The 22,965-nt window shown below is 66.2% G+C and carries 26 protein-coding genes; 15 read left to right on the plus strand and 11 right to left on the minus strand.

Going from position 1 to position 22,965, the window contains the following annotated elements; genetic code table 11:
* Position 1 precedes the first annotated feature (1 nt).
* Together N7422_RS15675 and N7422_RS15680 are read right to left on the minus strand one after the other, a co-directional pair.
* Complete coding sequence (locus tag N7422_RS15675) at positions 2-595, minus strand: DUF4157 domain-containing protein (protein WP_279807367.1); 594 nt, start codon at positions 593-595, stop codon at positions 2-4.
* Entirely contained in the window at positions 582-1,145 is a 564-nt protein-coding gene (locus N7422_RS15680) for a TetR/AcrR family transcriptional regulator (RefSeq protein WP_279807368.1), read from the minus strand. The genes N7422_RS15675 and N7422_RS15680 overlap by 14 nt, the downstream gene beginning before the upstream one ends.
* An 89-nt stretch (positions 1,146-1,234) precedes the next feature.
* Here N7422_RS15680 and N7422_RS15685 point away from each other — a divergent pair, with 89 nt between their 5' ends.
* Positions 1,235-1,966 carry an SDR family oxidoreductase gene (locus N7422_RS15685; protein WP_279807369.1) on the plus strand — a complete coding sequence of 244 codons (732 nt, stop codon included), beginning with the start codon at positions 1,235-1,237 and terminating at the stop codon, positions 1,964-1,966.
* A 27-nt stretch (positions 1,967-1,993) separates the two neighbouring features.
* The gene (locus tag N7422_RS15690; protein WP_279807370.1) at positions 1,994-2,593 is read left to right on the plus strand and encodes a 2-hydroxychromene-2-carboxylate isomerase; all 600 of its coding nucleotides are present in this window, start codon (positions 1,994-1,996) and stop codon (positions 2,591-2,593) included.
* A gap of 114 nt (positions 2,594-2,707) precedes the next feature.
* Here N7422_RS15690 and N7422_RS26875 read toward each other — a convergent pair whose 3' ends face one another.
* The 5 genes from N7422_RS26875 to N7422_RS15715 form a co-directional block, all read right to left on the minus strand.
* Positions 2,708-2,902 carry a hypothetical protein gene (locus N7422_RS26875; protein ID WP_347815268.1) on the minus strand — a complete coding sequence of 65 codons (195 nt, stop codon included), beginning with the start codon at positions 2,900-2,902 and terminating at the stop codon, positions 2,708-2,710.
* Positions 2,903-3,017: 115 nt separating this feature from the next.
* Positions 3,018-3,563, minus strand: a complete 546-nt coding sequence (locus N7422_RS15700) for a cupin domain-containing protein (RefSeq protein WP_279807371.1) — start codon at positions 3,561-3,563, stop codon at positions 3,018-3,020.
* Between the two features lie 80 nt (positions 3,564-3,643).
* Complete coding sequence (locus tag N7422_RS15705) at positions 3,644-4,849, minus strand: MFS transporter (protein ID WP_279807372.1); 1,206 nt, start codon at positions 4,847-4,849, stop codon at positions 3,644-3,646.
* Between the two features lie 77 nt (positions 4,850-4,926).
* Positions 4,927-5,460 (minus strand): cytochrome b, encoded by a 534-nt coding sequence (locus N7422_RS15710; RefSeq protein WP_279807373.1) that lies wholly within the window; start codon positions 5,458-5,460, stop codon positions 4,927-4,929.
* Entirely contained in the window at positions 5,457-6,503 is a 1,047-nt protein-coding gene (locus N7422_RS15715; protein ID WP_279807374.1) for a catalase family peroxidase, read from the minus strand. The genes N7422_RS15710 and N7422_RS15715 overlap by 4 nt, the downstream gene beginning before the upstream one ends.
* 177 nt (positions 6,504-6,680) lie before the next feature.
* On the opposite strand from N7422_RS15715, the gene N7422_RS15720 reads away from it, so the two are divergent.
* Positions 6,681-7,199 carry a sigma-70 family RNA polymerase sigma factor gene (locus N7422_RS15720; RefSeq protein WP_279807375.1) on the plus strand — a complete coding sequence of 173 codons (519 nt, stop codon included), beginning with the start codon at positions 6,681-6,683 and terminating at the stop codon, positions 7,197-7,199.
* Positions 7,196-7,948, plus strand: a complete 753-nt coding sequence (locus N7422_RS15725; protein WP_279807376.1) for an anti-sigma factor — start codon at positions 7,196-7,198, stop codon at positions 7,946-7,948. The genes N7422_RS15720 and N7422_RS15725 overlap by 4 nt, the downstream gene beginning before the upstream one ends.
* Here the strand turns inward: N7422_RS15725 and N7422_RS15730 are convergent.
* Positions 7,938-8,819, minus strand: coding sequence for a LysR substrate-binding domain-containing protein (locus N7422_RS15730; protein WP_279807377.1), 882 nt, complete (start codon positions 8,817-8,819; stop codon positions 7,938-7,940). The genes N7422_RS15725 and N7422_RS15730 overlap by 11 nt on opposite strands.
* Before the next feature lie 113 nt (positions 8,820-8,932).
* Between N7422_RS15730 and N7422_RS15735 the strand changes: the two genes are divergently transcribed.
* A complete protein-coding gene (locus tag N7422_RS15735) occupies positions 8,933-9,781 on the plus strand; it encodes an SDR family NAD(P)-dependent oxidoreductase (protein ID WP_279807378.1) in 849 nt (282 codons plus the stop codon).
* Here N7422_RS15735 and N7422_RS15740 read toward each other — a convergent pair.
* Entirely contained in the window at positions 9,771-9,941 is a 171-nt protein-coding gene (locus tag N7422_RS15740; RefSeq protein WP_279807379.1) for a hypothetical protein, read from the minus strand. The two genes, N7422_RS15735 and N7422_RS15740, sit on opposite strands and share 11 nt — an antisense overlap.
* Positions 9,942-10,133: 192 nt before the next feature.
* Between N7422_RS15740 and N7422_RS15745 the strand changes: the two genes are divergently transcribed.
* From N7422_RS15745 to N7422_RS15780, 8 genes are all read left to right on the plus strand, one after another.
* On the plus strand, positions 10,134-11,156 hold the full coding sequence (locus tag N7422_RS15745) for a LacI family DNA-binding transcriptional regulator (RefSeq protein ID WP_279807380.1): 1,023 nt from the start codon (positions 10,134-10,136) through the stop codon (positions 11,154-11,156).
* 72 nt (positions 11,157-11,228) lie between these two features.
* A complete protein-coding gene (locus N7422_RS15750) occupies positions 11,229-11,999 on the plus strand; it encodes an AP endonuclease (protein WP_279807381.1) in 771 nt (256 codons plus the stop codon).
* Positions 11,992-12,951 carry a sugar kinase gene (locus N7422_RS15755; protein ID WP_279807382.1) on the plus strand — a complete coding sequence of 320 codons (960 nt, stop codon included), beginning with the start codon at positions 11,992-11,994 and terminating at the stop codon, positions 12,949-12,951. Before N7422_RS15750 ends, N7422_RS15755 begins: the two co-directional genes overlap by 8 nt.
* Before the next feature lie 57 nt (positions 12,952-13,008).
* On the plus strand, positions 13,009-14,286 hold the full coding sequence (locus tag N7422_RS15760; protein WP_279807383.1) for an MFS transporter: 1,278 nt from the start codon (positions 13,009-13,011) through the stop codon (positions 14,284-14,286).
* Between the two features lie 10 nt (positions 14,287-14,296).
* Positions 14,297-15,283 (plus strand): D-glycerate dehydrogenase, encoded by a 987-nt coding sequence (locus tag N7422_RS15765; protein ID WP_279807384.1) that lies wholly within the window; start codon positions 14,297-14,299, stop codon positions 15,281-15,283.
* Between the two features lie 201 nt (positions 15,284-15,484).
* Positions 15,485-16,231: a gluconate 2-dehydrogenase subunit 3 family protein gene (locus N7422_RS15770; protein ID WP_279807385.1), complete on the plus strand. Its 747-nt coding sequence runs from the start codon at positions 15,485-15,487 to the stop codon at positions 16,229-16,231.
* A 3-nt stretch (positions 16,232-16,234) separates the two neighbouring features.
* Positions 16,235-18,022, plus strand: a complete 1,788-nt coding sequence (locus N7422_RS15775) for a GMC family oxidoreductase (protein WP_279807386.1) — start codon at positions 16,235-16,237, stop codon at positions 18,020-18,022.
* An 11-nt stretch (positions 18,023-18,033) separates the two neighbouring features.
* Entirely contained in the window at positions 18,034-19,347 is a 1,314-nt protein-coding gene (locus N7422_RS15780; protein ID WP_279807387.1) for a cytochrome c, read from the plus strand.
* A gap of 119 nt (positions 19,348-19,466) precedes the next feature.
* Here the strand turns inward: N7422_RS15780 and N7422_RS15785 are convergent, their stop codons facing one another.
* Together N7422_RS15785 and N7422_RS15790 are read right to left on the minus strand one after the other, a co-directional pair.
* On the minus strand, positions 19,467-19,679 hold the full coding sequence (locus N7422_RS15785) for a cold-shock protein (protein ID WP_007956027.1): 213 nt from the start codon (positions 19,677-19,679) through the stop codon (positions 19,467-19,469).
* Between the two features lie 163 nt (positions 19,680-19,842).
* A complete protein-coding gene (locus tag N7422_RS15790) occupies positions 19,843-20,148 on the minus strand; it encodes a hypothetical protein (protein WP_279807388.1) in 306 nt (101 codons plus the stop codon).
* Positions 20,149-20,483: 335 nt separating this feature from the next.
* On the opposite strand from N7422_RS15790, the gene thrS reads away from it, so the two are divergent.
* Positions 20,484-22,406, plus strand: a complete 1,923-nt coding sequence (gene thrS / locus N7422_RS15795; protein WP_279807389.1) for a threonine--tRNA ligase — start codon at positions 20,484-20,486, stop codon at positions 22,404-22,406.
* The gene (infC, locus tag N7422_RS15800; protein WP_011533207.1) at positions 22,406-22,957 is read left to right on the plus strand and encodes a translation initiation factor IF-3; all 552 of its coding nucleotides are present in this window, start codon (positions 22,406-22,408) and stop codon (positions 22,955-22,957) included. The genes thrS and infC overlap by 1 nt, the downstream gene beginning before the upstream one ends.
* Positions 22,958-22,965 lie beyond the last annotated feature (8 nt).

The following is a 22,965-nucleotide window of genomic DNA, read 5'->3' on the forward strand; positions in this document are numbered from 1 at the left end:
GTCAGCGCGGCCCGCCGGATGCCTTTTCGCGCAACGCCTTGGCCACTTTCGCCTCGATCTCGTAGGCCGGTCCCTCCAGTGCCTGGTAATCCCGGGTATAGCGGCGGGCGAATTCTTCCACCCCCAGGTCCTGGTATTGCTGCACATGCTTGAGCTCATGGGCCCACAGCGCCACGTTGTCCTCGGCATCGGCGGGGCGGCGGAAGATGATGGTGTCGATCAGCGTCACGGCATTCACGTCGGGGTTGCGCAGCAGTGCATTGGCGGCGCTGATCTGCCGTTCATCGCCCACTCGGTAGCGCGCCGCATCCAGCACGGCAAAGTCATACCACGGCTCGAGCTGGGCACGGATATGCAGTGGAATCGGCTCGCTGCCGCTGGCCACGGCCTCGTCACGGGCCTGACGCAGGGCGAACACCAGGCTGCCGGTGGCCATGCGCTCGACATCCTGCAACACCTGGCCGCCCTGGCCGGGGTCGATGGGGGCGCAGAAGCACACGACCAGGCACACCTGGTACTGCCCGGTCGGACAGGCGTCCTGGGCGAAGGCGGGGAGGGCCAGCAACAGCCCCAACAGCGCGCTAGCGAGCTTCATCGAAGACCCGGTCGACCCAATCGCGGCTGGCCGCCAGCACCTGCGCCTGCACCGATTCGCTGGCCAGCATGCGGCCGACCACCAAGGCGCCGACGCACTGGCTGAGCAAGGCCCAGGCCAGTTCGGGGTCATCGAGAGTCTCGCTCCACGCCTGGTGCAGTTCCACCAGCCAGTGCTCGGCCTGCTCGCGCACTGGCCGCTCGGCGCGGGCGATCTCCACCCCCAGCGGCGGCAACGGGCAGCCGCCTTCGGCATTGTGCAGGTGGGCCAGGCTCAGGTACTGGTCGAGCAGACGCTTGAGCCGGGCACGGTCGGTGCCGCGTTCGACCAGGCGCGCCAACGGGCTGTTGGCCAGTTCACGGCGGACGATCTCGCTGAACAGGTCGTCCTTGGACGGGAAGTGGTTGTAGAAGGCGCCACCGGTCAGGCCGATGGCTTTCATCAGCCCGGCCACGCCAGTGGCGGCGAAGCCCCCGCGCTTGGCCAGCGCGCCGCTGCTGGCCAGCAGCTTCTCGCGGGTCTGTTGCTTGTGGTCGGTGGTGTAGCGCATCCGCGGAACCTCTCGTGCGGGCTTGACGATGAGGGGGATCGTAGCATAGCGTTCGTTTACTAAACGATCATTCATCAATGGAACGGTCCATGGCAGAACAACAAAAGGTCGTGCTGGTGATCGGCGCAGGTGACGCCACCGGTGGCGAAATCGCCAAGCGCTTCGCCCGCGAGGGCTATATCGCCTGCGTGACACGCCGCCAGGCTGAAAAGCTGCAACCGTTGCTCGACGAGATCCGCGCCGAGGGCGGCCAGGCCCATGGTTTCGGCTCCGACGCGCGCAAGGAGGAGGAGGTGGCCGAACTGGTGGAAACCATCGAGCGCGATATAGGCCCGATCGAGGCTTTTGTCTTCAATATCGGCGCCAATGTCCCTTGCAGCATCCTCGAAGAGACGCCGCGTAAATATTTCAAGATCTGGGAGATGGCCTGCTTCGCCGGTTTTCTCACCGCCCAGGCGGTGGCCCGGCGCATGGTGACCCGCGAGCGCGGCACCCTTCTGTTCACCGGGGCCACCGCCGGCACCCGTGGCGCGGCCGGTTTCGCCGCCTTCGCCGGCGCCAAGCATGGCCTGCGCGCCCTGGCCCAGAGCATGGCGCGGGAGCTGGGGCCACGAAACATCCATGTCGCCCATGTGGTGGTCGATGGCGCCATCGACACCGCGTTCATCCGCGACACCTTCCCCGACCGTTATGCGCTCAAGGATCAGGACGGCATCCTCGACCCCGCGCACATCGCCGACAGTTACTGGTTCCTGCATGCGCAACCTCGTGACGCCTGGACCTTCGAACTGGACCTGCGCCCGTGGATGGAGCGCTGGTGATCCCTTCACTCATAAAAGGACTGCAGCATGAGCAAGATCGTCGAGTTCTACTTTGACCTGGGCAGCCCGGCCACCTACCTGGCCTGGACCCAGCTGCCCGCTCTCTGCGCGGGCAAAGGTGCCCAGCTGGTGTATCGGCCGATGCTGCTGGGCGGGGTGTTCCAGGCCACCGGCAATGCATCGCCGGTAATGGTCCCGGCCAAGGGGCGCTATATGCGCATCGATCTCAAGCGTTATGCCGATCGCTATGGCGTGCCGCTGGGGCTGCCGGCCGGGTTTCCGGTCAATACGCTGACCTTGATGCGTGGGGTGATGGGCACCCAGCTACAGGCACCGGAGCGGTTCGAGGCGCTGCTCAAGGTCTTGTTCGAGGGGTTGTATGTGCAGCGGCGCAACTTGTCGGAGCCGGCAGTGCTGGAGCAGACCCTGGTCGAGGGCGGTTTCGATCCCCTGGCATTTCTGGCGCTGGCGGCGCGGCCGGAGGTCAAGGAGGCCCTCAAGCAGGCCACGGAGCAGGCTGTGGAGCGTGGGCTGTTCGGTGCGCCGACCTGCTTTGTCGGTGAGCAGATGTTCTTTGGTCAGGATCGTCTGGATTTTGTCGAGGATGCGTTAGACCGGCAGGCGTGAGCGCGTCAAGGATTAGGCTGGAGTTCTGTGGGAGCGGGTTCACCCGCGAACACCGGCGTAGCCGGTGCCATCCACCGCAGTGCCTGCTTCGCGGGGCGCAAGATTATCTCCGGCTCAGACATCCTCGGACACGAGCAGTCGCTCGATCCGCCCGCGCTCCCAGATACTCAGGTAATCGACTGGATTGGTGCCATACCGGTGCCAGTCTTCCAGGCTCGCCTGGCGCCCATCCGGGCAGTGGCAGCCGCTGCAATGCACCAGGCCGTCGCCGTCCAGCACCAGGGTCAGTCGCCACCCGTCGATCGACACGTCGACGGCGCACCCGCCTGCGTGGCGGGCGCCTTGCATCAATGGCTGGACGCCAAGGGCCGCGTCACGCAGGCACTGGTAAACCTCGCGGCTGCCAACGTCGGGTATGATGGGATCAGAAGTTGGCCGGGGTGTTGGCGCTGATGATCTCGGCCTCGTCGGGGCCGATGTTCTTGAAGCTGTGGGGCAGGGTAGTGGGGATGTAGTAGCCGTCGCCAGCGTTGAGGATGCTTACCTGGCCATCGACCCACAGTTCCATGGTGCCACGGGTCACCAGGCCGCATTCCTCACCCTCGGCATGCACGATCGGCTCGCCGGAATCTGCACCCGGCGCGTACAGCTCGCGCAGCATGCGCATCTGCCGGCCTTCGACGCTGGCGCCGATCAGCAGCATGCGCAGGCCATTGCGGCCCAGGTCGGGCTGTTCGCCGCCGCGGAACACGAAGCGTTCTTCGCGCACCGGCTCGTCGAAGCTGAAGAATTCCGCCAGGGACATGGGGATCCCTTCGAGCAGTTTCTTGAGGGAACTGACCGAAGGGCTGACCCGGTTCTGTTCGATCTGCGAGATCGTCGAATTGGTCAGGCCGCTGCGGCGGGCCAGTTCCCGTTGGGAGAGGTTGTTGCGTTCACGCACCAGTTTGAGTCGTGTCCCCGTGTCCATAGCCGCCTTGTTTGCAGAGGTGTCAAAAATAATGGGCGACGCATTAAAACACACTCTGCACAGGTTGCGCGCTGTACGTCTCAGTGACGCTGGTCGGCGGGTGCCGGCCACAGGCCGACCACCAGCAGCAGGGCGCCGATGGCCAGGAATGGCAGGCGTGGGTCGAGGGCATAGACCAAGGTCCCGGCCAGCGGCCCGACCACCGCGCCCATGCCCTGGGCCGCGCCGATCGAGCCGGCCGTGGCGCCTTGCTCGGAGGCATGCATGGCGTTGGCGGCCAGGGCGGAGAACGCCGGGAACACGAAGCCCATGCCGAACGCGGCGACGAAGAACGTGCCCCACAACCAGGGCGCGCTGGTGGCCAGGGCTGCGGCGGCGAAGCCCAGCCCCGAGACACTGGCGCCGACGCGGATCATCTTCAGTGGCGGCCATTCGAGCTGGCGCAGGAACACCTGGGCCAGCATCAGCGCCACGCCCACGGTGGTCAGGGCGATGCCGGCGGTCTGGGCCGCGGCGGCCGGCTCCAGTTGCAGGCGGTCGAGGGCGAAGAAGCCGACGGCGATCTGCGACACGGTCACGCTGAGCATGGCGCTGAAGGCCACCAGCAGCGGTCGGCGCAGGCGTGGGTCGGACAGTCGCACCGGGTTCGGTGCTTGTGTCTGGGCCAAGGGCTGTGGCTTGAGTTTGAACAGCAGCACGATGAAAGCGGTAGCCGGCAGCAGCGACAGCACATAGAACGGCATGCTCAGGCTGTAGCGCGCCAGCAGCGCGGCGGCGGCCGGGCCGAGCACGAGGCCGATGGCATTGGCGGCGCCCATCGCGGCCATGGCCCGGGCCCGGCGCTGGGGTTCGATGTGGTCGGCAATCAGCGCGTTGGCGCCCACTGGCAGCGCGGCATAGAAGGCGCCGATCAGGCCTCGGGCCACCATCAGCCCGAAGAAGGCCAGGGTCGCGCCCGGCAGCCAGCGCAGTGCGCCATCGATGAACAGACACAGCACCCAGTAGGCCACGGTGAAACCGCCGCTGCCCAGCAGCAGCACGCGGCGCCGTCCATAGCGGTCGGCCAGGCGCCCCCAGGGGCGGGCGAGCATCACCCAGACCACGCCGGCCACGGTCACGGCCGCGCCGGCCTGCCAGGTGGCCATGCCCAGCAGGCGAGCGATCGGTCCGATCAAGGCGGCGAAGGCCATCATCGACATGGTGCAGGCAACGCTGACCAGCATCAGTGGACGCAAGTCCAGGGTGCTGGTCGGGGTGAATGCGGCAGGATCCTTTGCAACGTTCATGAGCAGTCCAAGGCAGTTCGACAAAAAGAGCGCCGATGTTAGTAACAACTGTTTACATTTGTCGACCCCGACAGTGCTCAATCACTGCGACGCAGCGGACCTGGCCACATGCTACGCAACACGCCGTCGCGGCGTACTAGCGCATGCATCAGTGCCGCGCCCAGGTGCAACAGCACCGTGGCGAACAACAAGTAGCCCAGCCAACCATGGGCCTGGCGCAACAGCGCATACAACGGCAGGTCGTGTGGGGCGATGGCAGGTAGCTGCAGAGGGCGGGGGTAACCGCCGGCCGAGAGCATGGCCCAGCCGAGCAGCGGCATGGCCAGCATCAGGCCGTACAGCAGCAGGTGCGAGGCGCCAGCGGCCAGGCGCTGCAGCCGGGGCAGGCCGGCGGGCAGCGGTGGATGCGGCAGGCTCAGGCGCAGGGCGATGCGCACCAGCACCAGCACCAGCAGGGCCAGGCCGGTGGCCTTGTGCAGCTCGACCAGCAGCGGATGCCGGGGCGACAGGTCGCCGACCATGGCCACGCCGATGAACAGCATGGCCAGGATCAGCACGGCCATCAGCCAGTGCAGCAGCCGGGCCAGGGGGTGGAAGGCGGTAGGGGTCATGGGCGGGCTCCTTCGCTCAGCGCTTCGTGGCTGCGACGGTTGAACGACACCGAGTAGGCGGCCGAGCGGGCGGCGAGGATCGGGTCGGCGGAGGGTTCGATGCCGTGGGGCAGGATCAGCGGGTCGAAGTTGAGGTCGCGGCAGGCGCCTTGCTCGGGACCGTCGACCTGCTCCAGCACCAGGGTACCGGCGTCGATGCTGCGGCGCCCGGCCGGCCAGGGGCGGGCCGGGTCGTCCACCGGATCGCCCGGTTCGGCCAGGGTCAGGCGCAAGGTCCAGCGCAGCGGGCCCTGGGCCAGACGCCGTTGCAGGTCGTGCTGCAGGAACTGCCTGTCGTCGACCTGGCCGGGCAGGGCGGCGAAGGGGGTTTGTGGTTCCAGGGTCCAGCGCACCGGATGTGCCTTGCCGCCGGCATCGATCAGGCGGAACGCGTTGATGCTGTTGTAGGCGGTGCTGGCGAAGCTGTCGCTGGGCCTGTAGCTGGCGGCCCATTGGCGAAATGCCGCGCTTTGCGGGTGGGCGGCGAAGAAGGCCTGCAGCTTCGCCGGGTCCGGCTTGCCGGTGGCCGGGTCGGGGGCGCCGGCCAGGACCTGCTCGTAGAAGGCTTGCGGCGTGCTCACCGCGAGCACGGGCGGGTTGTTCATGCCGCTACGCCAGATCTGGCCGTCGTCACTGCTCAGTTGGATCGCCAGGCTGCGTACCGGCACTGCGGTGTCGGGGGCGAACGGGTTGGCGCCGCCGATGGCGAAGCGTCCGATCACGGGGACGATTGGCTGGCTGAAGACCCGAGCGGAAGACCACTGCGCGGCCTGGCCGCTGCTCTGGAAATAACCGCTGACGCACAGGCCCTTGGCGTGGTTCTTCCGGTAGCCGGGATGGTGCCCGGCCTGTGCCTCGAAGGTGTCGATGATGCGCTGTGGGGTCAGTCCGGGCGTGCCGATCCAGCCGGCGGCGTAGGCGAAGCCTGCGCCCAGGGCGGCGAGGGTGGCGCCGATGGCGGCCAGGCGCAGGACCTTGGCGGGGCCGTGCAGGGGAGTGCTCATGGGGACGGTCCGATCGAGTGGAATGAGCCGGTACGACGGATGGGCGGCGGGTTTATTCCGCGTCGCAACGCCGCGCGCTTTCACGCTGGGGCCTGAATGATGCGCGGGCGGGAATAGATTTCGTGCCGGTGCGTCTGCCCTTTACACTGACTGCCCACTGGGGCCTGGGACCCGACCATGCACGATCTGGACGACCAACAATGGCGCGAACTGCTGCAGCGCCTGCGCCGTTTCGCCTTGTGGCTCACCCGCGAGCCCGGCAGTGCCGACGACCTGGTCCAGGCCACCGCCGAGCGAGCCCTGAGCAGGGGTGGCCAGCAACGTGACGCCGACAGCCTGCGGCCATGGCTGTTCACCATCCTTTATCGACTGTTTCTCGATGGCAAACGCCGCGAGCGCCTGCATGCGCGCTGGCTCGCCTGGTTCGGCAGGGAGCAGGCCGAGGAGCCGGTCGGTGGCGACATCGAGAGCATCGTCCAGGCCCAGGTCGACCTGCAGGCGTTCGCCCGCTTGTCGGCCGAGCAGCGCGCACTGTTGCTGCTGGTCAGCGTCGAAGGCTTGAGCTACAAGGAGGCGGCCGAGACCCTGGGCATTCCCATCGGCACCGTGATGTCGCGTCTGTCGCGCGCCCGCGCCGCCCTGCGTGAACTGACCGAAGGCAACCCGACGCCACCGGCCCTGCGGAGACTGAAATGACGCGTCTTATCCCCACCGAGCACGAGCTGCACGCCTATGTCGACGAGCGCCTGGAGCCCGTGCGCCGGGCCGAGGTCGAGGCATGGCTGGCCGCCAACCCACAGGAGGCGGCGCGGATCGAGGCCTGGCGCAGCGATGCCCGGCGCTTGCGTGCGGCGCTGGCGGGCTTTGGCGAGCGTCCGAGCGATCCGGCACTCGATCTTGCACCACTGCGCCGCCGCGTGCGCCAGCGGCGCCAACGTCGCCTGGCCTCGGCCGCCGTGCTGCTGGTCGCCCTGGGGGTAGGTGGGCTGGGGGGCTGGCAGGCGCGTGAAGCGACACTGGTGGCCGGCAACCTGCCGATGGCCGACGCGGTACAGGCGCACCGCCTGTTCGCCGACACCACCTCGCTGGATCTGCAGGCCAGCGACCCGGCCCGCTTGCAAGCCTGGCTTGGGCGTCACTTCAACCGCGTCGGGCAGCTGCCGGACCTGGCCGGCTACGGTTTCCAGCCGGTGGGCGCACGCTTGCTGAGCAACGAGGCGGGGCCGGCGGCGCTGTTGGTGTTCCAGGATCGCCAAGGGCAACGCATCAGCCTGTTCCTGCGCTCGCCTGGCGAACATTTCGAGCGCATGCCCAGCGGCCAGCGCACCGATGGCCAGTTGCAGGCCCGCTACTGGTCCCACGGCGACTACAACTTTGCATTGGTCAGCGCGGCGGACGATAGCCGTGGCGAGCAGTTGCGCCAGGCGTTGGGGGTCAGCCTGTAAGCAGCTCGAGCATGCGCTGGCGGGCCAGGGAACCGTCACCGGCACGCCAGGCCAGGTACAGTGGCAGCGGTGCCGAGACATCGTCCAGGGGCACGAAGCAGACGTCTGGCTGGCGATTGGCGTGGGCCGCGGAAGCCGGCAGCAGGGCAACGCCGAAACCGCAGGCGACCAGGCTGGCGACCGTCTGCAGTTGCGCCGCCTCCTGGACGATGCGCGGGCTGAACCCGGCGGCCTGGCACAGCTCGAGCAGGTGCTGGTGATAGCGACTGCCCAGGCTCCTGGGAGTGAACACGAACGGTTCCTCGGCGAACCCGGCCAGGGCGACGCTAGGTTCGCCGGCGCGCGGGTGGTCGGCCGGCAAGGCCAGCAGCAGCGCCTCTTCGTGCCACAGGCGCCAGTGCAGGCGTTCGTCGAGCTCCGGCACGTCGCGCAACACGGCCAGGTCCAATCGTTCGTCGAGCAGAGCGCGCGCCAGTTGCGCGGAGCTGGCCTGTTGCAAGGTCAGTTGCACCTGTGGCCACTGCTGGCGAAAGCGCTTGAGGCTGGCGAGCAGCTCCGGGTGGCCGGCCAGCGCAAGGCTGCCGATGCGCAGCTCGCCGGTCTGGCCCTTGGCGATACCGCGCGCTTGCTGCACGCCCTGCTCCAGGGCGTGCAGGGTGGCACGCGCGGTGTCCAGCAGGTGCGAGCCGGCCGGGGTCAGCCTGACGCCACGGGAGTGGCGCACGAACAAGGCGAAGCCCAGGCGTTGCTCGAGTCGGGCGATCGCCTGGCTCAGCGGTGGCTGGGCCATGTGCAGGCGCTCGGCGGCACGGTGGAAGTGCAGCTCTTCGGCAACCGCGACGAACTGGCGCAGCAGACGGGTTTCGATCACGGCAAGGCGTCCTTGGCGGGGGCGATATCGGTTCGATATCGCTGACGACGGCCAATAGTATTCAACTTTGCGGCATTCGCTGGCTAGGCTCGTGGCTGGACAAGGAGACCTGGATGAAGCAAGCGAAGACCGTTCTGATCACCGGCGGCGCCCGTGGCCTGGGCCTGGCGGCCGCCCGGGCATTGGCTGAAAGTGGCGCGCGGGTGATGATCAGTGACCTGGGGACCGACAACCAGGGGCGTGGCAGCGATCCGTTGGTGGTGGCCGCCGCGGCGGCCGAGCTGCGGGCCATGGGCTATCGGGTCGAAGGTCTGTGCCGTGACCTGACCGATGAGGTCCAGTGCCGGGAACTGGTGGAGGCCTGCGTGGCCTGCTTCGGTAGCCTCGATGCGCTGGTGCACAACGCGGGTTGGGTGGACTACCAGATGGTCGAGCAGACCACCGCGCAGTTCCTCGATCGGGCCCTGGGCATCAACGTGCAGGCGCCATTGTGGCTATGCAAGCACGCCTGGCCGTACCTCAAGCAATCCACCGCGCCGCGTATCGTGCTGGGGACCTCCGACCGGGCGATGTATCGCTGCCATGCCCGGCCCGGCTTGGCAGCCTACTCGGCTGGCAAGATGGCGCAGCTGGGGCTGATGAATGCCCTGGCGGCCGAGGGTGCGCCCCATGGCATTCTGGTGAACGCGCTGTCGCCGGTGGCACGCACACGCATGTGGGGCGAGCAGGGGGAACCGGAGGACCTGAAACCGGAGTGGGTGGCGCCTGGGTTTGCCTTCCTCGTCTCCGAGGCGTGCAAGGTCAGTGGCTTCGTGCTGCGGGCCAGTAACGGGCAATTCAGCGTGGCGCGCTTCGAAGAGGCGATGGGGGTGGAATATCCACGGGATCTGCGCGGGGTCGTGGCGCAATCGGCGCAGGAGCTCGCGGCGCAGTGGGAGGACATGGTGCGCGCTACGCGGTGAATTCCGACTCGCCGGCCCCTGGCGCCTGGCTGTCCTGGCGGATATCGAGATAGATGGCGCCCCCGCACAAGCCGATCAATCCCAGGCTGGCCAGCACGATGTCACCCAGCAGCATGCCGATGACCAGTAGCAGCAAGCTGAGGCGAAACAGTGCAGTCATGGCCGTCTCCAGGGCAGTGCCAAAAAATCCTTGGGCACTACCATAACGCTCTGGCGCCGGCTGTACAGCAGCATGGCCATTCATTCACCCGCTTTGGCAGAACGGGCGTCACTTGACGCCCCGATGCATCCCTGATTTCATTGAAACCGGTTTCATCAACCCTGCACATACGCAAACAAGAAGGGCTCAGGGGTGGACAAAGAGACGGTTCCCGTTCGCGGGAGAGTCACCATCAGCGAGGTCGCCAAGGCGGCCGGCGTCTCCAAGGCGACGGTCTCACGCTTCATGGGCGAAGACCGGCAGCTGCTGGCCGAAGCGACCGCCCAGCGCATCGAAGCGGTGGTCGAACGCCTCGGCTACCGCCCCAATCGCATGGCCAGCGCGCTCAAGCGCGGCCGTACCGGGTTGATCGGCATGCTGTTGGCGGACATCCGCAACCCCTATTCCGTCGCGGTGATGCACGGTGTCGAAACCGCCTGTCACCAGCATGGCTACAGCCTGGTGGTGTGCAACACCGACTGCGACCACGACCAGGAGCGCAGCCACCTGCAGGCCCTGCAGTCGTACAACGTCGACGGTCTGATCGTGAACACTCTGGGTCATCGCGCCGATGAACTGGCCAGCCTGGCCCGCGAACTGCCGATGGTGCTGGTCGACCGGCAGCTGGCCGGGCTGCCGGTCGACCTGGTGGGCCTGGACAACGGCGATGCCGTCGAGCAGGCGCTCGATCATCTGGTGCTCAGCGGCTATCGCGACATTCTCGCCGTGACCGAGCCGCTCGACGGCACCAGCTCCCGCCAGGAGCGCGTCGATGCCTTCCAGGCCTCCATCGCCCGTCGCCGTGGTGTACGCGGGCAAGTACTGGAGGTGGGCGAGCAGCTGCGCGAGCAGTTGGCGGGTTTCATCGCCGGGGCAGGGCACGGTCCCCAGGCACTGTTCACCTGCAACGGCGTCGCCACGCTCGAAGTGGTGCGCGTGCTGCACGCGCGAGGCGGGCCGCTGTTCCAGGAAGTGGGGCTGATCGCGCTCGACGAACTGGACTGGTATCCGCTGGTGGGCAATGGCATCAGCGCCCTGGCCCAGCCCACCGAGCGTATCGGCGCCGCGGCATTCCAGCGCCTGCTGGAACGCCTGCAAGGCAGCCATTCGCCGGCCCGGCGCCTGGACCTGCGTGCCGAGCTCATACCGCGGGGCTCCACTCGACTGCAACGATGACGGCGTCCTGGACGCCGTTTGCCTCGGCCAGAAATGAAACCGGTTTCATCCACAAGAACAAGGACTATCACGATGCACACGAACACTGTCTCCATCAGCTTGTCGAGTTTCGGTGCCGATGCCGTGAGGCAGTTGGGCCAGGCCAGCTACCTGCCGCTGCTGGCCGCCGCCGGTGCGCGGCGGGTGGAATGGCGCGAGGAACTGTTCGACGCCGAGCCCGATGCCGCCAGCCTGGCCAGCCTGGCTGCCGAGCATGGTCTGCAAAGTCTTTACTCGACGCCACTGGAGTTGTGGCGCGAGGATGGCAGCCTGGAGCCAGCCATCACCCAGCGCCTGCACCTGGCGGATGCGATCGGCGCGGTGGCCCTGAAGGTTTCGCTGGGGCACTACCAGGAGGGCTGCGATCTGCAGGCCCTGGCGCCACTGTTGCGGCACAAGACGGCGCTGTACGTGGAAAACGACCAGACCGCGCACGGCGGCCGGCTGCAAATCCTGCTGCGTTTCTTGCGCGAGGCGCAGGCACAGGGTGTGGCACCGGGCCTGACCTTCGACATCGGCAACTGGTACTGGCATGACGAATCGCCGCTGCTGGCCGCGCAATTGCTCGGCCGTTGGGTGCGCTATGTGCACTGCAAGGCGGTGGCCCGGCGTGCCGACGGGCGCCTGGTGGCCGTGGTGCCGCAGGCCCTGGATCTGGCTCAATGGCGCGAGTTGATGAGGCATTTCGCCCCCGGCCTGCCGCGCGCCATCGAGTACCCCTTGGCCGGCGAGGATCTGCTGACGCTGACGGCACGGCAGGTCGCGCAACTGGCGCAACTGGAAGGGCAGGTGTGCCATGGTTGAGCGCGACGTCCTGTGTTTCGGTGAAACCATGGCCATGTTCGTGGCGGCGCAGCCGGGCGATCTGGCAACGGTCGACGGTTTCGGCAAACGCATTGCCGGTGCCGACAGCAACGTGGCCATCGGTCTGGCCCGCCTGGGCTTGCGGGTCCAGTGGCTGAGCCGGGTGGGCAACGATTCGCTCGGCGCCTTCGTGCTCGACACCCTGCGCCAGGAGGGCCTGGACTGCTCGAACGTCGAGATCGATGCCGAGCACCCGACGGGGTTCCAGCTCAAGGAGCGCTGCGACGATGGCCGCGACCCCAAGGTCGAGTATTTCCGTCGAGGCTCGGCGGCCAGTCGCCTGGCACCGAGGCAACTACAACCTGGATTGCTGCAGGCCCGCCACCTGCATGCCACCGGTATTCCACCGGCGCTGTCGGCCAGTTGCCGCGCGCTGTGCCACCAGTTGCTCGACGGCATGCGCGCCAATGGCCGCAGCATTTCCTTCGACCCCAACCTGCGCCCCTCGCTGTGGCCGGACCGACCGACCATGGTGCGCGAGATCAATGCCTTGGCCTTCAAGGCCGACTGGGTCCTGCCGGGGCTGGAGGAAGGGCGCCTGCTGACCGGTCGCCAGTCGCCGCAGGCCATCGCCGAGTTCTACCTCGAGCAGGGCGTGCAGTGCGTGGCCATCAAGCTCGGTGCCCAAGGCGCCTACTGGCGCGATGCCCGGGGCGAGCATGGCGTGGTGCCCGGTCAGCCGGTGGCCCAAGTGGTGGACACCGTGGGCGCGGGCGATGCCTTCGCCGTCGGCGTGATCAGCGCCTTGCTCGAGGGCCTGCCGCTGCGCCGCGCGGTGTCCCGGGGCAACTGGTGCGGCAGCCGCGCGGTGCAGAGCCGCGGCGACATGGAAGGCCTGCCGCGACGCCATGAGCTGGACCGTCATGAAGACGCTGCGCTCAACCCATGCTGAACCACCGGCTCGTCCGGAACCTGATGTGACAAGAACAACAAGACCAGGAGAACCCTCATGCAGATCGACCGACTCGCCCCCAGACGCTGGTGGTACATCATGCCCATCGTCTTCATCACCTACAGCCTGGCCTACCTCGACCGGGCCAACTATGGCTTCGCCGCGGCCTCGGGCATGGCCGACGACCTGAAGATCACCCCGGCGCTGTCGTCGTTGCTCGGCGCGCTGTTCTTCCTCGGCTATTTCTTCTTCCAGGTGCCGGGCGCGATCTACGCGCAGAAGCGCAGCGTGAAGAAACTGATCTTCGCCAGCCTGATTCTCTGGGGCGGGCTGGCCACCCTGACCGGCGTGGTGCACGACGTCTACCTGCTGATCGTCATCCGCTTCCTGCTGGGCGTGGTGGAGGCGGCGGTGATGCCGGCCATGCTCATCTACCTCTGCCACTGGTTCACCCGCGCCGAGCGTTCACGGGCCAACACCTTCCTGATCCTCGGCAATCCGGTGACCATCCTGTGGATGTCGGTGGTCTCGGGCTACCTGGTGCAGCAGTTCGACTGGCGCTGGATGTTCATCATCGAGGGCGCGCCGGCGATCCTCTGGGCCTTCATCTGGTGGCGCCTGGTGGACGATCGCCCGGAGCAGGCCAAGTGGCTGGATGCCCAGGAGAAGGCGGCGCTGCGCGAGGCGCTCGCCGCCGAACAGCAGGGCATCAAGCCGGTGAAGAACTACCGCGAGGCGTTCCGTTCGCCGACGGTGATCATCCTGTCGCTGCAGTACTTCTGCTGGAGCATCGGCGTGTACGGCTTCGTCCTCTGGCTGCCGTCGATCCTCAAGCAGGCGGCGGCGCTGGACATCGTCACCGCCGGCTGGCTGTCAGCATTGCCTTACCTTGGCGCGGTCCTGGCCATGCTCGGAGTGTCCTGGGCCTCGGACCGCCTGCAAAAGCGCAAGCGTTTCGTCTGGCCGCCACTGCTGATCGCCGCGCTGGCGTTCTATGGCTCGTACAGCCTGGGCACCGAGCACTTCTGGTGGTCCTACGCCTTGCTGGTGATCGCCGGGGCCTGCATGTACGCGCCCTACGGGCCATTCTTCGCCATCGTGCCCGAGCTGCTGCCGGCCAACGTCGCCGGTGGCGCCATGGCGCTGATCAACAGCATGGGGGCGTTGGGCTCGTTCTCAGGCTCCTGGCTGGTGGGCTACCTCAACGGCGTGACCGGCGGCCCCGGCGCGTCCTACCTGTTCATGTGCGGCGCGCTGCTGGCGGCCGTGGCCCTGACCGCTGTCCTCAACCCCTTGCAACAGGCGCGGCAGCAATGCCTGGCGCCCAGTCGATAGGTATCGCGCAATGAGAAAACGCATCGTCCTCTACAAACGCCTGTCCGATGAGCTCATGGCCCGCCTGCAGGCGCACGCCGAGGTAACCCTGGTCGAGTCGCCCAACGCCGATGGCCTGGTCCGCCTGCGCGCCGCGCTGCCGGGCGCCCATGGACTGCTCGGCGCCAGCCTGCGTCTGGATCGCGCGCTGCTCGACCTGGCACCGCAGCTGGAAGTGGTCTCCAGCGTGTCGGTCGGCGTGGACAACTACGACATCGACGCCCTGAACCAGAAGGGCGTGCTGCTGACCAACACCCCCGACGTGCTCACCGAGACGACCGCCGACACCGGCTTCGCCCTGATCCTGGCCTGCGCCCGCCGTGTGGCCGAGCTCGATGGCTGGATCCGCGCCGGCCACTGGCAGGCCGGGATCGGGCCGGCGCAATTCGGTTGCGACGTCCACGGCAAGACGTTGGGTATCGTCGGCATGGGCCGCATTGGCGAGGCCTTGGCGCGTCGCGCGCATGCTGGTTTCGGCATGCGTGTGCTGTACCACACCCGTCAGCCCCGGCCTGAGGTGGAGGCGCGATTCGCGGCCGGCTACCGCAGCCTGGAGGCGTTGCTGGCCGAGGCGGATTTCGTCTGCCTGTGCCTGCCGTTGACTGCCGAGACCGAAAACCTGATCGGCGAGCCGCAGCTGGCGCTGATGAAGCCCTCGGCGATCCTGGTGAACATCTCCCGAGGCCGGGTGCTGGACGAGCCGGCGTTGCTGCGTGCCCTGGCCGAGCGGCGCATTCGTGGCGCCGGGCTGGATGTGTTCGTGCAGGAGCCGCTGCCGGCCGATTCTGCGCTGCTGCAGCAGGACAACCTGGTGCTGACCCCGCACATTGGCTCGGCCACGGTGGAAACCCGCGAGGCCATGGCCCGCTGCGCGGTGGACAACCTGCTGGCCGCGCTGGCCGGCGAACGGCCGCAAAACCTGGTCAACCCCGACGCCTGGTCGTGGCGAAAAAAATGAACCGGGCGAGCCGTTCGCTTGCCCCATGCTTGCCATAACAACAGCCCTTGCCTGATGCGAAATCCCGGGGTCGCAACGCGACTCCTTCGCGAAACGAGGCCGCCGTCGCGAGACAGCGCTATCTCGTTGGCGCCCCCGGGATTTCCATGGGTGAAAAGGGCGACGACTTCCGTATGACCTGATCAACAGAGAGACATCCTCATGTCCAAGGACCAACCCGCCTCCGTGCAACCGGCGCGCCGGGCGTTCCTGCGCCAATCCCTGACCCTGATCCCGGTGGCGACCCTCGCCAGCTCGGGGCTGGGCAGCGCAGTGCTCGCCGACAGCGCCACTCCGGCCCCCGTCGAGTCGGCCCGTCCGGCCCCGGCGCGCGCCTACCAACCGACCTTCTTCACCCGGCAGGAGTGGGCCTTCGTCAGTGCCGCCGTCGCCGTGCTCATTCCCACCGATGCCCTGGGCCCCGGCGCGGCCGATGCCGGCGTGCCCGAGTTCATCGACCGCCAACTCAACACCCGCTACGGCAGTGGCGGGTTGTGGTACATGCAGGGGCCGTTCCATCCCGATGCGCCCAGCGAGCTGGGCTACCAGCTCAAGCTCAGCCCGCAGGAGATCTACCGGCTGGGCATCGCCGAAACCGACGCCTGGTGCCAGGCACGGTTCGGCAAGGCCTTCGCGGCGCTGGACCCTGCACAACAGCAGCGGGCGCTGGAGGCGCTGGACGGCGGCCAGGCGCCGTTCGCCTCGGTGCCGGCGGCCACTTTCTTCGGCATGCTCTGGCTCAACACCCGTGAGGGTTTCTTCAGCGATCCACTGCACGGTGGCAACCAGGGCCTGGCCGGCTGGAAGCTGGTTGGCTTCCCCGGCGCTCGCGCCGATTTCATGGACTGGGTGGAACGCGACGAGCGTTATCCCTTCCCGCCAGTGTCCATCAGCGGCGAGCGAGGTTGAGCCATGAGCCAGATGATGAAGAAAGTCGATGTGGTCATCGTCGGGTTCGGCTGGGCCGGGGCGATCATGGCCAAGGAACTGACCGAGGCCGGCCTGCAGGTGCTGGCCCTGGAGCGCGGCCCGGCCCGCGACACCTATCCGGACGGCGTCTACCCACAGACCATGGACGAGCTGACCTACAACTCGCGCAAGAAGCTGTTCATGGACATCTCCCGGGAGACCGTGACCCTGCGCCACAGCGTCAACGACGTGGCCGTGCCGTATCGCCAGTTCGGCGCCTTCCTGCCTGGCACCGGCACGGGCGGGGCAGGGTTGCACTGGTCCGGCGTGCATTTTCGCGTCGACCCGGTGGAACTGCGCCTGCGCAGCCACTACGAGGAGCGCTACGGCAAGGCGTTCATTCCCGAGGGCATGACCATCCAGGACTTCGGCGTGAGCTATGAAGAGCTGGAACCGTACTTCGACTTCGCCGAGAAGGTGTTCGGCACCTCCGGCACGGCCTGGTCGATCAACGGCCAGGTGGTGGGGCGCGACAAGGGCGGCAACCCGTTCGCCGCCGACCGCTCCAGCGACTTCCCGCTGGTGGCGCAGAAGAACACGGTGTCGGCGCAGCTGTTCGAGAAAGCCGCCCGCGAAGTCGGCTACCACCCCTACAACCTGCCGTCGGCCAACACCTCCGGGCCGTACACCAACCCCTACGGCGCGCAGATGGGGCCGTGCAACTTCTGCGGCTATTGCAGCGGCTACGCCTGCTACATGTATTCCAAGGCGTCGCCCAGCGTGAACATCCTCCCGGCCCTGCGCCAGGTGCCGAACTTCGAGCTGCGCAACAACGCCCACGTGCTGCGGGTCAACCTGAGCGCCGACCAGCGCCTGGCCACCGGCGTGACCTACGTCGACAGCCAGGGGCGCGAGGTCGAGCAACCCGCCGACCTGGTGATCCTCGGCGCGTTCCAGTACAACAACGTGCGCCTGATGCTGCTTTCGGGGATCGGCAAACCCTATGATCCGGTTACCAATGAAGGCGTGGTCGGGCGCAACTTCGCCTACCAGAACATCTCCACCGTAACGGCGTTCTTCGACCGCGACAGCCACCACACCAACCCCTTCATCGGCGCCGGCGGCAATGGCGTGGCGGTGGACGATTTCAACGCTGACAACTTCGACCATGGGCCTCACGGCTTCGTCGGCGGCTCGCCGTTCTGGGTCAACCAGGCCGGCGCCAAGCCGATCTCCGGCACCAAGGTGCCGCCGGGCACACCCAAGTGGGGCAGTGGCTGGAAGGCCGCGGTGGCCGACAGCTACCGGCACATGCTGTCGATGGACGCCCATGGCGCGCACCAGTCCTACCGCGACAACTACCTCGACCTGGACCCGGTGTACAAGGACGCCTACGGCCAGCCCTTGCTGCGCATGACCTTCGACTGGAAGGACAACGACGTGAAGATGAACCGATTCATGGTCGAGCGCATGGGCAAGATCGCCGAAGCCATGGGCCCCAAGGCGATCAGCGCGGGCAGGAAGGCGTTCGGCCAGCACTTCGATGCGTCCACCTATCAGACCACTCACCTCAATGGTGGCGCGATCATGGGTACCGATCCCAAGACCAGCGCGCTCAACCGCTACCTGCAGTGCTGGGACGTACACAACGTCTTCGTCCCCGGCGCCTCGGCCTTTCCCCAGGGTCTGGGCTACAACCCCACCGGGCTGGTGGCGGCGCTGACCTACTGGTCGGCGCGGGCGATCCGCGAGCGCTACCTGAAGAATCCCGGTCCACTGGTGCAGGCATGAGGAAGGCCAACATGAAGACACTGCTCATCGCCATGCTGGGCCTGGGCGCCAGCACCGCGCTGCAGGCCGCCGACGCGGTCGACCCGGCGCTGGTCCGCCAGGGCGAGTACCTGGCCCGCGCCGGCGACTGCGTGGCCTGCCATACCGCCAAGGGTGGCAAGCCGTTCGCTGGCGGGCTGCCCATGGAGACGCCCATCGGTACCCTGTACTCGACCAACATCACGCCTGATATGACGGGTATCGGCCAGTACAGCTACGAGGACTTCGAGCGCGCCGTGCGCCAGGGCATCGGCAAGGACGGCAGCACGCTGTATCCGGCCATGCCGTATCCGTCCTATGCGCGGGTCAGCGACCAGGACATGCGGGCGCTCTATGCCTACTTCATGCAGGGCGTGCAGCCGGTGGAGCAGCGCAACAAGGACAGTGACATTCCCTGGCCGCTGAGCATGCGCTGGCCGCTGGCGTTCTGGCGCGGGCTGTTCGCGCCGCCGGTGCAGCCGTTTGAGGCCGCCGGGCGCGACCCGGTGGTGGCGCGTGGCGCCTATCTGGTCGAAGGGCTGGGCCACTGCGGTGCCTGTCATACGCCGCGGGCGTTGACCATGCAGGAGAAGGCCCTGGATGCCGCCGACGGCGATGCCTTCCTGTCCGGCAGCGCGCCTTTGGAGGGCTGGATCGCCAAGAGCCTGCGCGGCGACCACAAGGATGGTCTCGGCAGTTGGGACGAGGCGCAGATCGTCGCCTTCCTCAAGACCGGGCGCAACGAGCGCACGGCGGTGTTCGGCGGCATGAGCGACGTGGTCGAGCACAGCATGCAATACATGAGCGACGCCGACCTGACAGCTATCGCCCGCTACCTGAAGACCTTGCCACCGGTGAGCCCGGACGACAGGCCCTTCCAGGAGGACCGCGCGGTCGCCGAGGCGCTATGGCAGGGCAATGACGGCAAGGCCGGCGCGGCGCTCTACGTCGATAACTGCGGGGCCTGCCACCGCACCGACGGCAAAGGTTACGCCCGGGTGTTCCCGGCGCTGGCCGGTAATCCGGTGGTGCAGGGTGCGGACGCCACCTCGCTGATCCATATCGTGCTGGAGGGGGCGACCCTGCCGGCCACGGCGACGGCGCCTTCGACCTTCAGCATGCCGGGCTTCGGCTGGCGGTTGTCGGATCGGCAGGTGGCCGATGTGGTCAATTTCATTCGCGGCAGCTGGGGGAACCAGGCGTCGGCGGTGGATGCGGGGCAGGTGGCAGCGTTGCGCAAGGTGGCGCCGGTGCCGCTCAAGGCCGAGTCGTTGATTGGCGATACCACGGGTATCGAGGCACCCTGATCGAACGCCCAGGGGGGGCGCTTTGCGCCCCTTTTGCGTGCAGGGTTGGGCCCGACGGGCTGAAACGCAGCCAATAAAAAACCCGCCACAAGTGGCGGGTTTTTTTGTTGCGACCCGAATTACTCCGGACGAACCTGTGCAGCCTGCATGCCCTTCTGGCCTTTTTCGGCAACGAAGGAAACGGTCTGGCCTTCTTTCAGGCTCTTGAAGCCGTCGGTTTCGATGGCCTTGAAGTGTACGAACAGGTCGTCGCCGCCGCCTTGTGGGGTGATGAAGCCGAAGCCTTTTTCATCATTGAACCATTTGACGGTGCCGGTTTGGCGATTGGACATGGGATGAATCTCCAGAAACATGATTTTTTTTCGAGGTGCGATGTTGCCGAGGCCACAGGTGCACCAGCAACATCATAGTCCATTTCTGCGCATCTAGCGCCTTTTACCTTCGCAGGATGTTGATCTAGGGCAAAAGATGCGTGCAATGGCCAGCTAACCCTGTTTATTTTGCGGTGCAGGCGGCCCGTACTGCCTGCTGGGCCTTCTGCATCAGGTTGGCGTCAACGCCATCCTCCGCAGTGGTGAGGTCATTGATTTCCTTGTCGTTGAATTTCTCCTTGATTACTTTGGCGCCGCATTCGCAGTGCTTCTTCGCCGTCGCCGCGTCCACGCCCTGGCCGCTCGCCACTTGCTGGCACTGCTCCATGTAGGACGCTTCCTTGCCGGCGGGAAAACTGCCTGCGTTGGCTGTCAGCGGCAGCAGCAGGGCGCTCACGGCACAGGCGGCCAGAAGGGACTGAAGTCGCATAACCGGACACTCCTTGGGTAAAGGTCTCATCAAGAGTAGGTTGCTTCAGAGGGTCTGATAGGAAATTTTCCGTACAAGTTCACCGCCAAGGCGTAATTTCCAAATAATTCTGCCGGCCGTTCTAGCCCCGTGCTAGCATGCGCCCTTGCGCCACGCCCTGTGCGGGCGCATTTCTTTTTTTACCTTCCAGTCACTCTGGTTCGTCCCTGGCAGGCCGAAAGGTCTCTGCCACTGTGAGGCAGGCTTTCCCGTGGGAAAGGCAGGGCGGATCTTGTACTGGCTCATCCCAACCCACGTGACCTTTGGTAGGGGTCACCACTAGGAGAGGAGGCGCCATGCCCATTATTACTCTTCCCGATGGCAGTCAACGTTCGTTCGACCAGCCGGTATCCGTGGCCGAAGTCGCCGCTTCGATCGGCGCAGGCCTGGCCAAGGCCACCCTGGCCGGCAAGGTCGACGGCAAGCTCGTCGATGCCTGCGACAAGATCGACCACGACGCCACCCTGCAGATCATCACCCCCAAAGATGAAGAGGGACTGGAGATCATCCGTCACTCGTGCGCCCACCTGATCGGCCACGCGGTGAAGCAGCTGTACCCGACCGCCCGCATGGTGATCGGTCCGGTGATCGACGAAGGCTTCTATTACGACATCGCCTACGAGCGTCCCTTCACCCCGGACGACCTCGCCGCCATCGAAAAGCGCATGCAGCAGCTGATCGACACGGACTACGACGTCGTCAAGAAGATGACCCCGCGCGCCGAAGTCATCGACGTGTTCACCCAGCGTGGCGAAGACTACAAGCTGCGCCTGGTCGAGGACATGCCGGATGAACAGGCCATGGGCCTGTATTACCACGAAGAATACGTCGACATGTGCCGCGGCCCGCACGTGCCGAACACGCGCTTCCTCAAGGCGTTCAAGCTGACCAAGCTGAGCGGCGCCTACTGGCGCGGCGATGCCAAGAACGAGCAGCTGCAGCGCGTGTATGGCACGGCCTGGGCCGACAAGAAGCAGCTGGCCGCGTATATCCAGCGCATCGAAGAAGCCGAGAAGCGCGACCACCGCAAGATCGGCAAGCAGCTCGACCTGTTCCACCTGCAGGAAGAAGCACCGGGCATGGTGTTCTGGCACGCCAACGGCTGGACCGTGTACCAGGTGCTCGAGCAGTACATGCGCAAGATTCAGCGCGACAATGGCTACCAGGAGATCAAGACTCCGCAAGTCGTCGACCGCATCCTCTGGGAGCGCTCCGGGCACTGGACCAACTACGCCGAGAACATGTTCACCACTTCGTCGGAAAACCGTGACTACGCGGTGAAGCCGATGAACTGCCCGTGCCACGTGCAGGTGTTCAACCAGGGCTTGAAGTCGTACCGCGACCTGCCGCTGCGCCTGGCCGAGTTCGGCGCCTGCCACCGCAACGAGCCGTCCGGCGCCCTGCACGGCATCATGCGCGTGCGTGGCTTCGTGCAGGACGACGCGCATATCTTCTGCACCGAAGAGCAGGTGAGGAAGGAAGCCGCCGACTTCATCAAGCTGACCCTGGATGTGTACAAGGACTTCGGCTTCACCGATGTCGCCATGAAGCTGTCGACCCGTCCGGCCAAGCGTGTCGGTTCCGAAGAGCTGTGGGATCGCGCCGAGGGCGCGCTGGCCGACGCCCTGAACGAGTCGGGCCTGGAGTGGGAATACCAGCCGGGCGAGGGCGCGTTCTACGGCCCGAAGATCGAGTTCACCCTGCGCGACTGCCTCGGCCGTAACTGGCAGTGCGGCACCCTGCAGTACGACCCGAACCTGCCGGAGCGTCTGGACGCCAGCTACATCGCCGAAGACAACAGCCGTGTTCGCCCGGTCATGCTGCACCGCGCCATCCTCGGTTCGTTCGAGCGTTTCATCGGCATGCTGATCGAACACTACGCCGGTGTGTTCCCGGCGTGGCTGGCGCCGACCCAGGCGGTGATCATGAACATCACCGACAAACAGGCCGATTTCGCCCTCGAGGTGGAAAAAACGCTGAACGGAAGCGGATTCCGTGCCAAGTCTGACTTGAGAAATGAGAAGATCGGCTTTAAAATCCGCGAGCATACGTTGCTGCGGGTCCCTTACCTTTTGGTTATAGGGGACCGCGAAGTCGAAACGCAAACCGTCGCTGTGCGCACCCGCGAAGGCGCAGACCTGGGCTCGATGCCCGTCGCGCAGTTCGCTGAGCTGCTGTCGCAAGCGGTGTCCCGGCGTGGTCGCCAAGAATCGGAGTAATGACTATTAAGCGTGAAATGAGAAACGATAAACGAACTGCACCGAAAGCCCCGATCAACGAGAATATCTCGGCACGCGAGGTTCGGTTAATTGGTGCTGACGGCGAGCAGATTGGCATCGTCTCGATTGATGAAGCGCTGCGTATCGCTGATGAAGCGAAGCTGGATCTGGTGGAAATCTCTGCAGACGCGCAACCGCCCGTCTGCAAGGTGATGGACTACGGCAAGCACCTCTTCGAGAAGAAGAAGCAGGCCAACGAAGCCAAGAAGAACCAGAAGCAGATCCAGATCAAAGAAATCAAGTTTCGTCCAGGGACGGAAGAAGGGGATTACCAGGTAAAACTACGCAACCTGGTACGTTTCCTTAGCGATGGGGACAAGGCCAAGATCTCTCTGAGATTCCGCGGCCGTGAGATGGCCCACCAGGAGCTGGGCATGGAGCTGTTGAAGCGGGTCGAAACCGACCTCGCCGAATACGGCACCGTTGAGCAGCATCCGAAGATGGAAGGACGCCAGCTTATGATGGTCATCGCCCCCAAAAAGAAGAAGTAATCTCCCGG

Source organism: Pseudomonas sp. GD04091, from assembly GCF_029836165.1.
In the GTDB taxonomy this organism is placed as follows: Bacteria; Pseudomonadota; Gammaproteobacteria; order Pseudomonadales; family Pseudomonadaceae; genus Aquipseudomonas.

Bases quoted from the DNA above. Each gene is read 5' to 3' on its own strand.
- N7422_RS15675 (WP_279807367.1), bottom strand. From the start codon at position 595: ATGAAGCTCGCTAGCGCGCTGTTGGGGCTGTTGCTGGCCCTCCCCGCC.
- N7422_RS15680 (WP_279807368.1), bottom strand. From the start codon at position 1,145: ATGCGCTACACCACCGACCACAAGCAACAGACCCGCGAGAAGCTGCTG.
- N7422_RS15685 (WP_279807369.1), top strand. From the start codon at position 1,235: ATGGCAGAACAACAAAAGGTCGTGCTGGTGATCGGCGCAGGTGACGCC.
- N7422_RS15690 (WP_279807370.1), top strand. From the start codon at position 1,994: ATGAGCAAGATCGTCGAGTTCTACTTTGACCTGGGCAGCCCGGCCACC.
- N7422_RS15700 (WP_279807371.1), bottom strand. From the start codon at position 3,563: ATGGACACGGGGACACGACTCAAACTGGTGCGTGAACGCAACAACCTC.
- N7422_RS15705 (WP_279807372.1), bottom strand. From the start codon at position 4,849: ATGAACGTTGCAAAGGATCCTGCCGCATTCACCCCGACCAGCACCCTG.
- N7422_RS15710 (WP_279807373.1), bottom strand. From the start codon at position 5,460: ATGACCCCTACCGCCTTCCACCCCCTGGCCCGGCTGCTGCACTGGCTG.
- N7422_RS15715 (WP_279807374.1), bottom strand. From the start codon at position 6,503: ATGAGCACTCCCCTGCACGGCCCCGCCAAGGTCCTGCGCCTGGCCGCC.
- N7422_RS15720 (WP_279807375.1), top strand. From the start codon at position 6,681: ATGCACGATCTGGACGACCAACAATGGCGCGAACTGCTGCAGCGCCTG.
- N7422_RS15725 (WP_279807376.1), top strand. From the start codon at position 7,196: ATGACGCGTCTTATCCCCACCGAGCACGAGCTGCACGCCTATGTCGAC.
- N7422_RS15735 (WP_279807378.1), top strand. From the start codon at position 8,933: ATGAAGCAAGCGAAGACCGTTCTGATCACCGGCGGCGCCCGTGGCCTG.
- N7422_RS15740 (WP_279807379.1), bottom strand. From the start codon at position 9,941: ATGACTGCACTGTTTCGCCTCAGCTTGCTGCTACTGGTCATCGGCATG.
- N7422_RS15750 (WP_279807381.1), top strand. From the start codon at position 11,229: ATGCACACGAACACTGTCTCCATCAGCTTGTCGAGTTTCGGTGCCGAT.
- N7422_RS15755 (WP_279807382.1), top strand. From the start codon at position 11,992: ATGGTTGAGCGCGACGTCCTGTGTTTCGGTGAAACCATGGCCATGTTC.
- N7422_RS15760 (WP_279807383.1), top strand. From the start codon at position 13,009: ATGCAGATCGACCGACTCGCCCCCAGACGCTGGTGGTACATCATGCCC.
- N7422_RS15765 (WP_279807384.1), top strand. From the start codon at position 14,297: ATGAGAAAACGCATCGTCCTCTACAAACGCCTGTCCGATGAGCTCATG.
- N7422_RS15770 (WP_279807385.1), top strand. From the start codon at position 15,485: ATGTCCAAGGACCAACCCGCCTCCGTGCAACCGGCGCGCCGGGCGTTC.
- N7422_RS15775 (WP_279807386.1), top strand. From the start codon at position 16,235: ATGAGCCAGATGATGAAGAAAGTCGATGTGGTCATCGTCGGGTTCGGC.
- N7422_RS15780 (WP_279807387.1), top strand. From the start codon at position 18,034: ATGAAGACACTGCTCATCGCCATGCTGGGCCTGGGCGCCAGCACCGCG.
- N7422_RS15785 (WP_007956027.1), bottom strand. From the start codon at position 19,679: ATGTCCAATCGCCAAACCGGCACCGTCAAATGGTTCAATGATGAAAAA.
- N7422_RS15790 (WP_279807388.1), bottom strand. From the start codon at position 20,148: ATGCGACTTCAGTCCCTTCTGGCCGCCTGTGCCGTGAGCGCCCTGCTG.
- thrS (WP_279807389.1), top strand. From the start codon at position 20,484: ATGCCCATTATTACTCTTCCCGATGGCAGTCAACGTTCGTTCGACCAG.
- infC (WP_011533207.1), top strand. From the start codon at position 22,406: ATGACTATTAAGCGTGAAATGAGAAACGATAAACGAACTGCACCGAAA.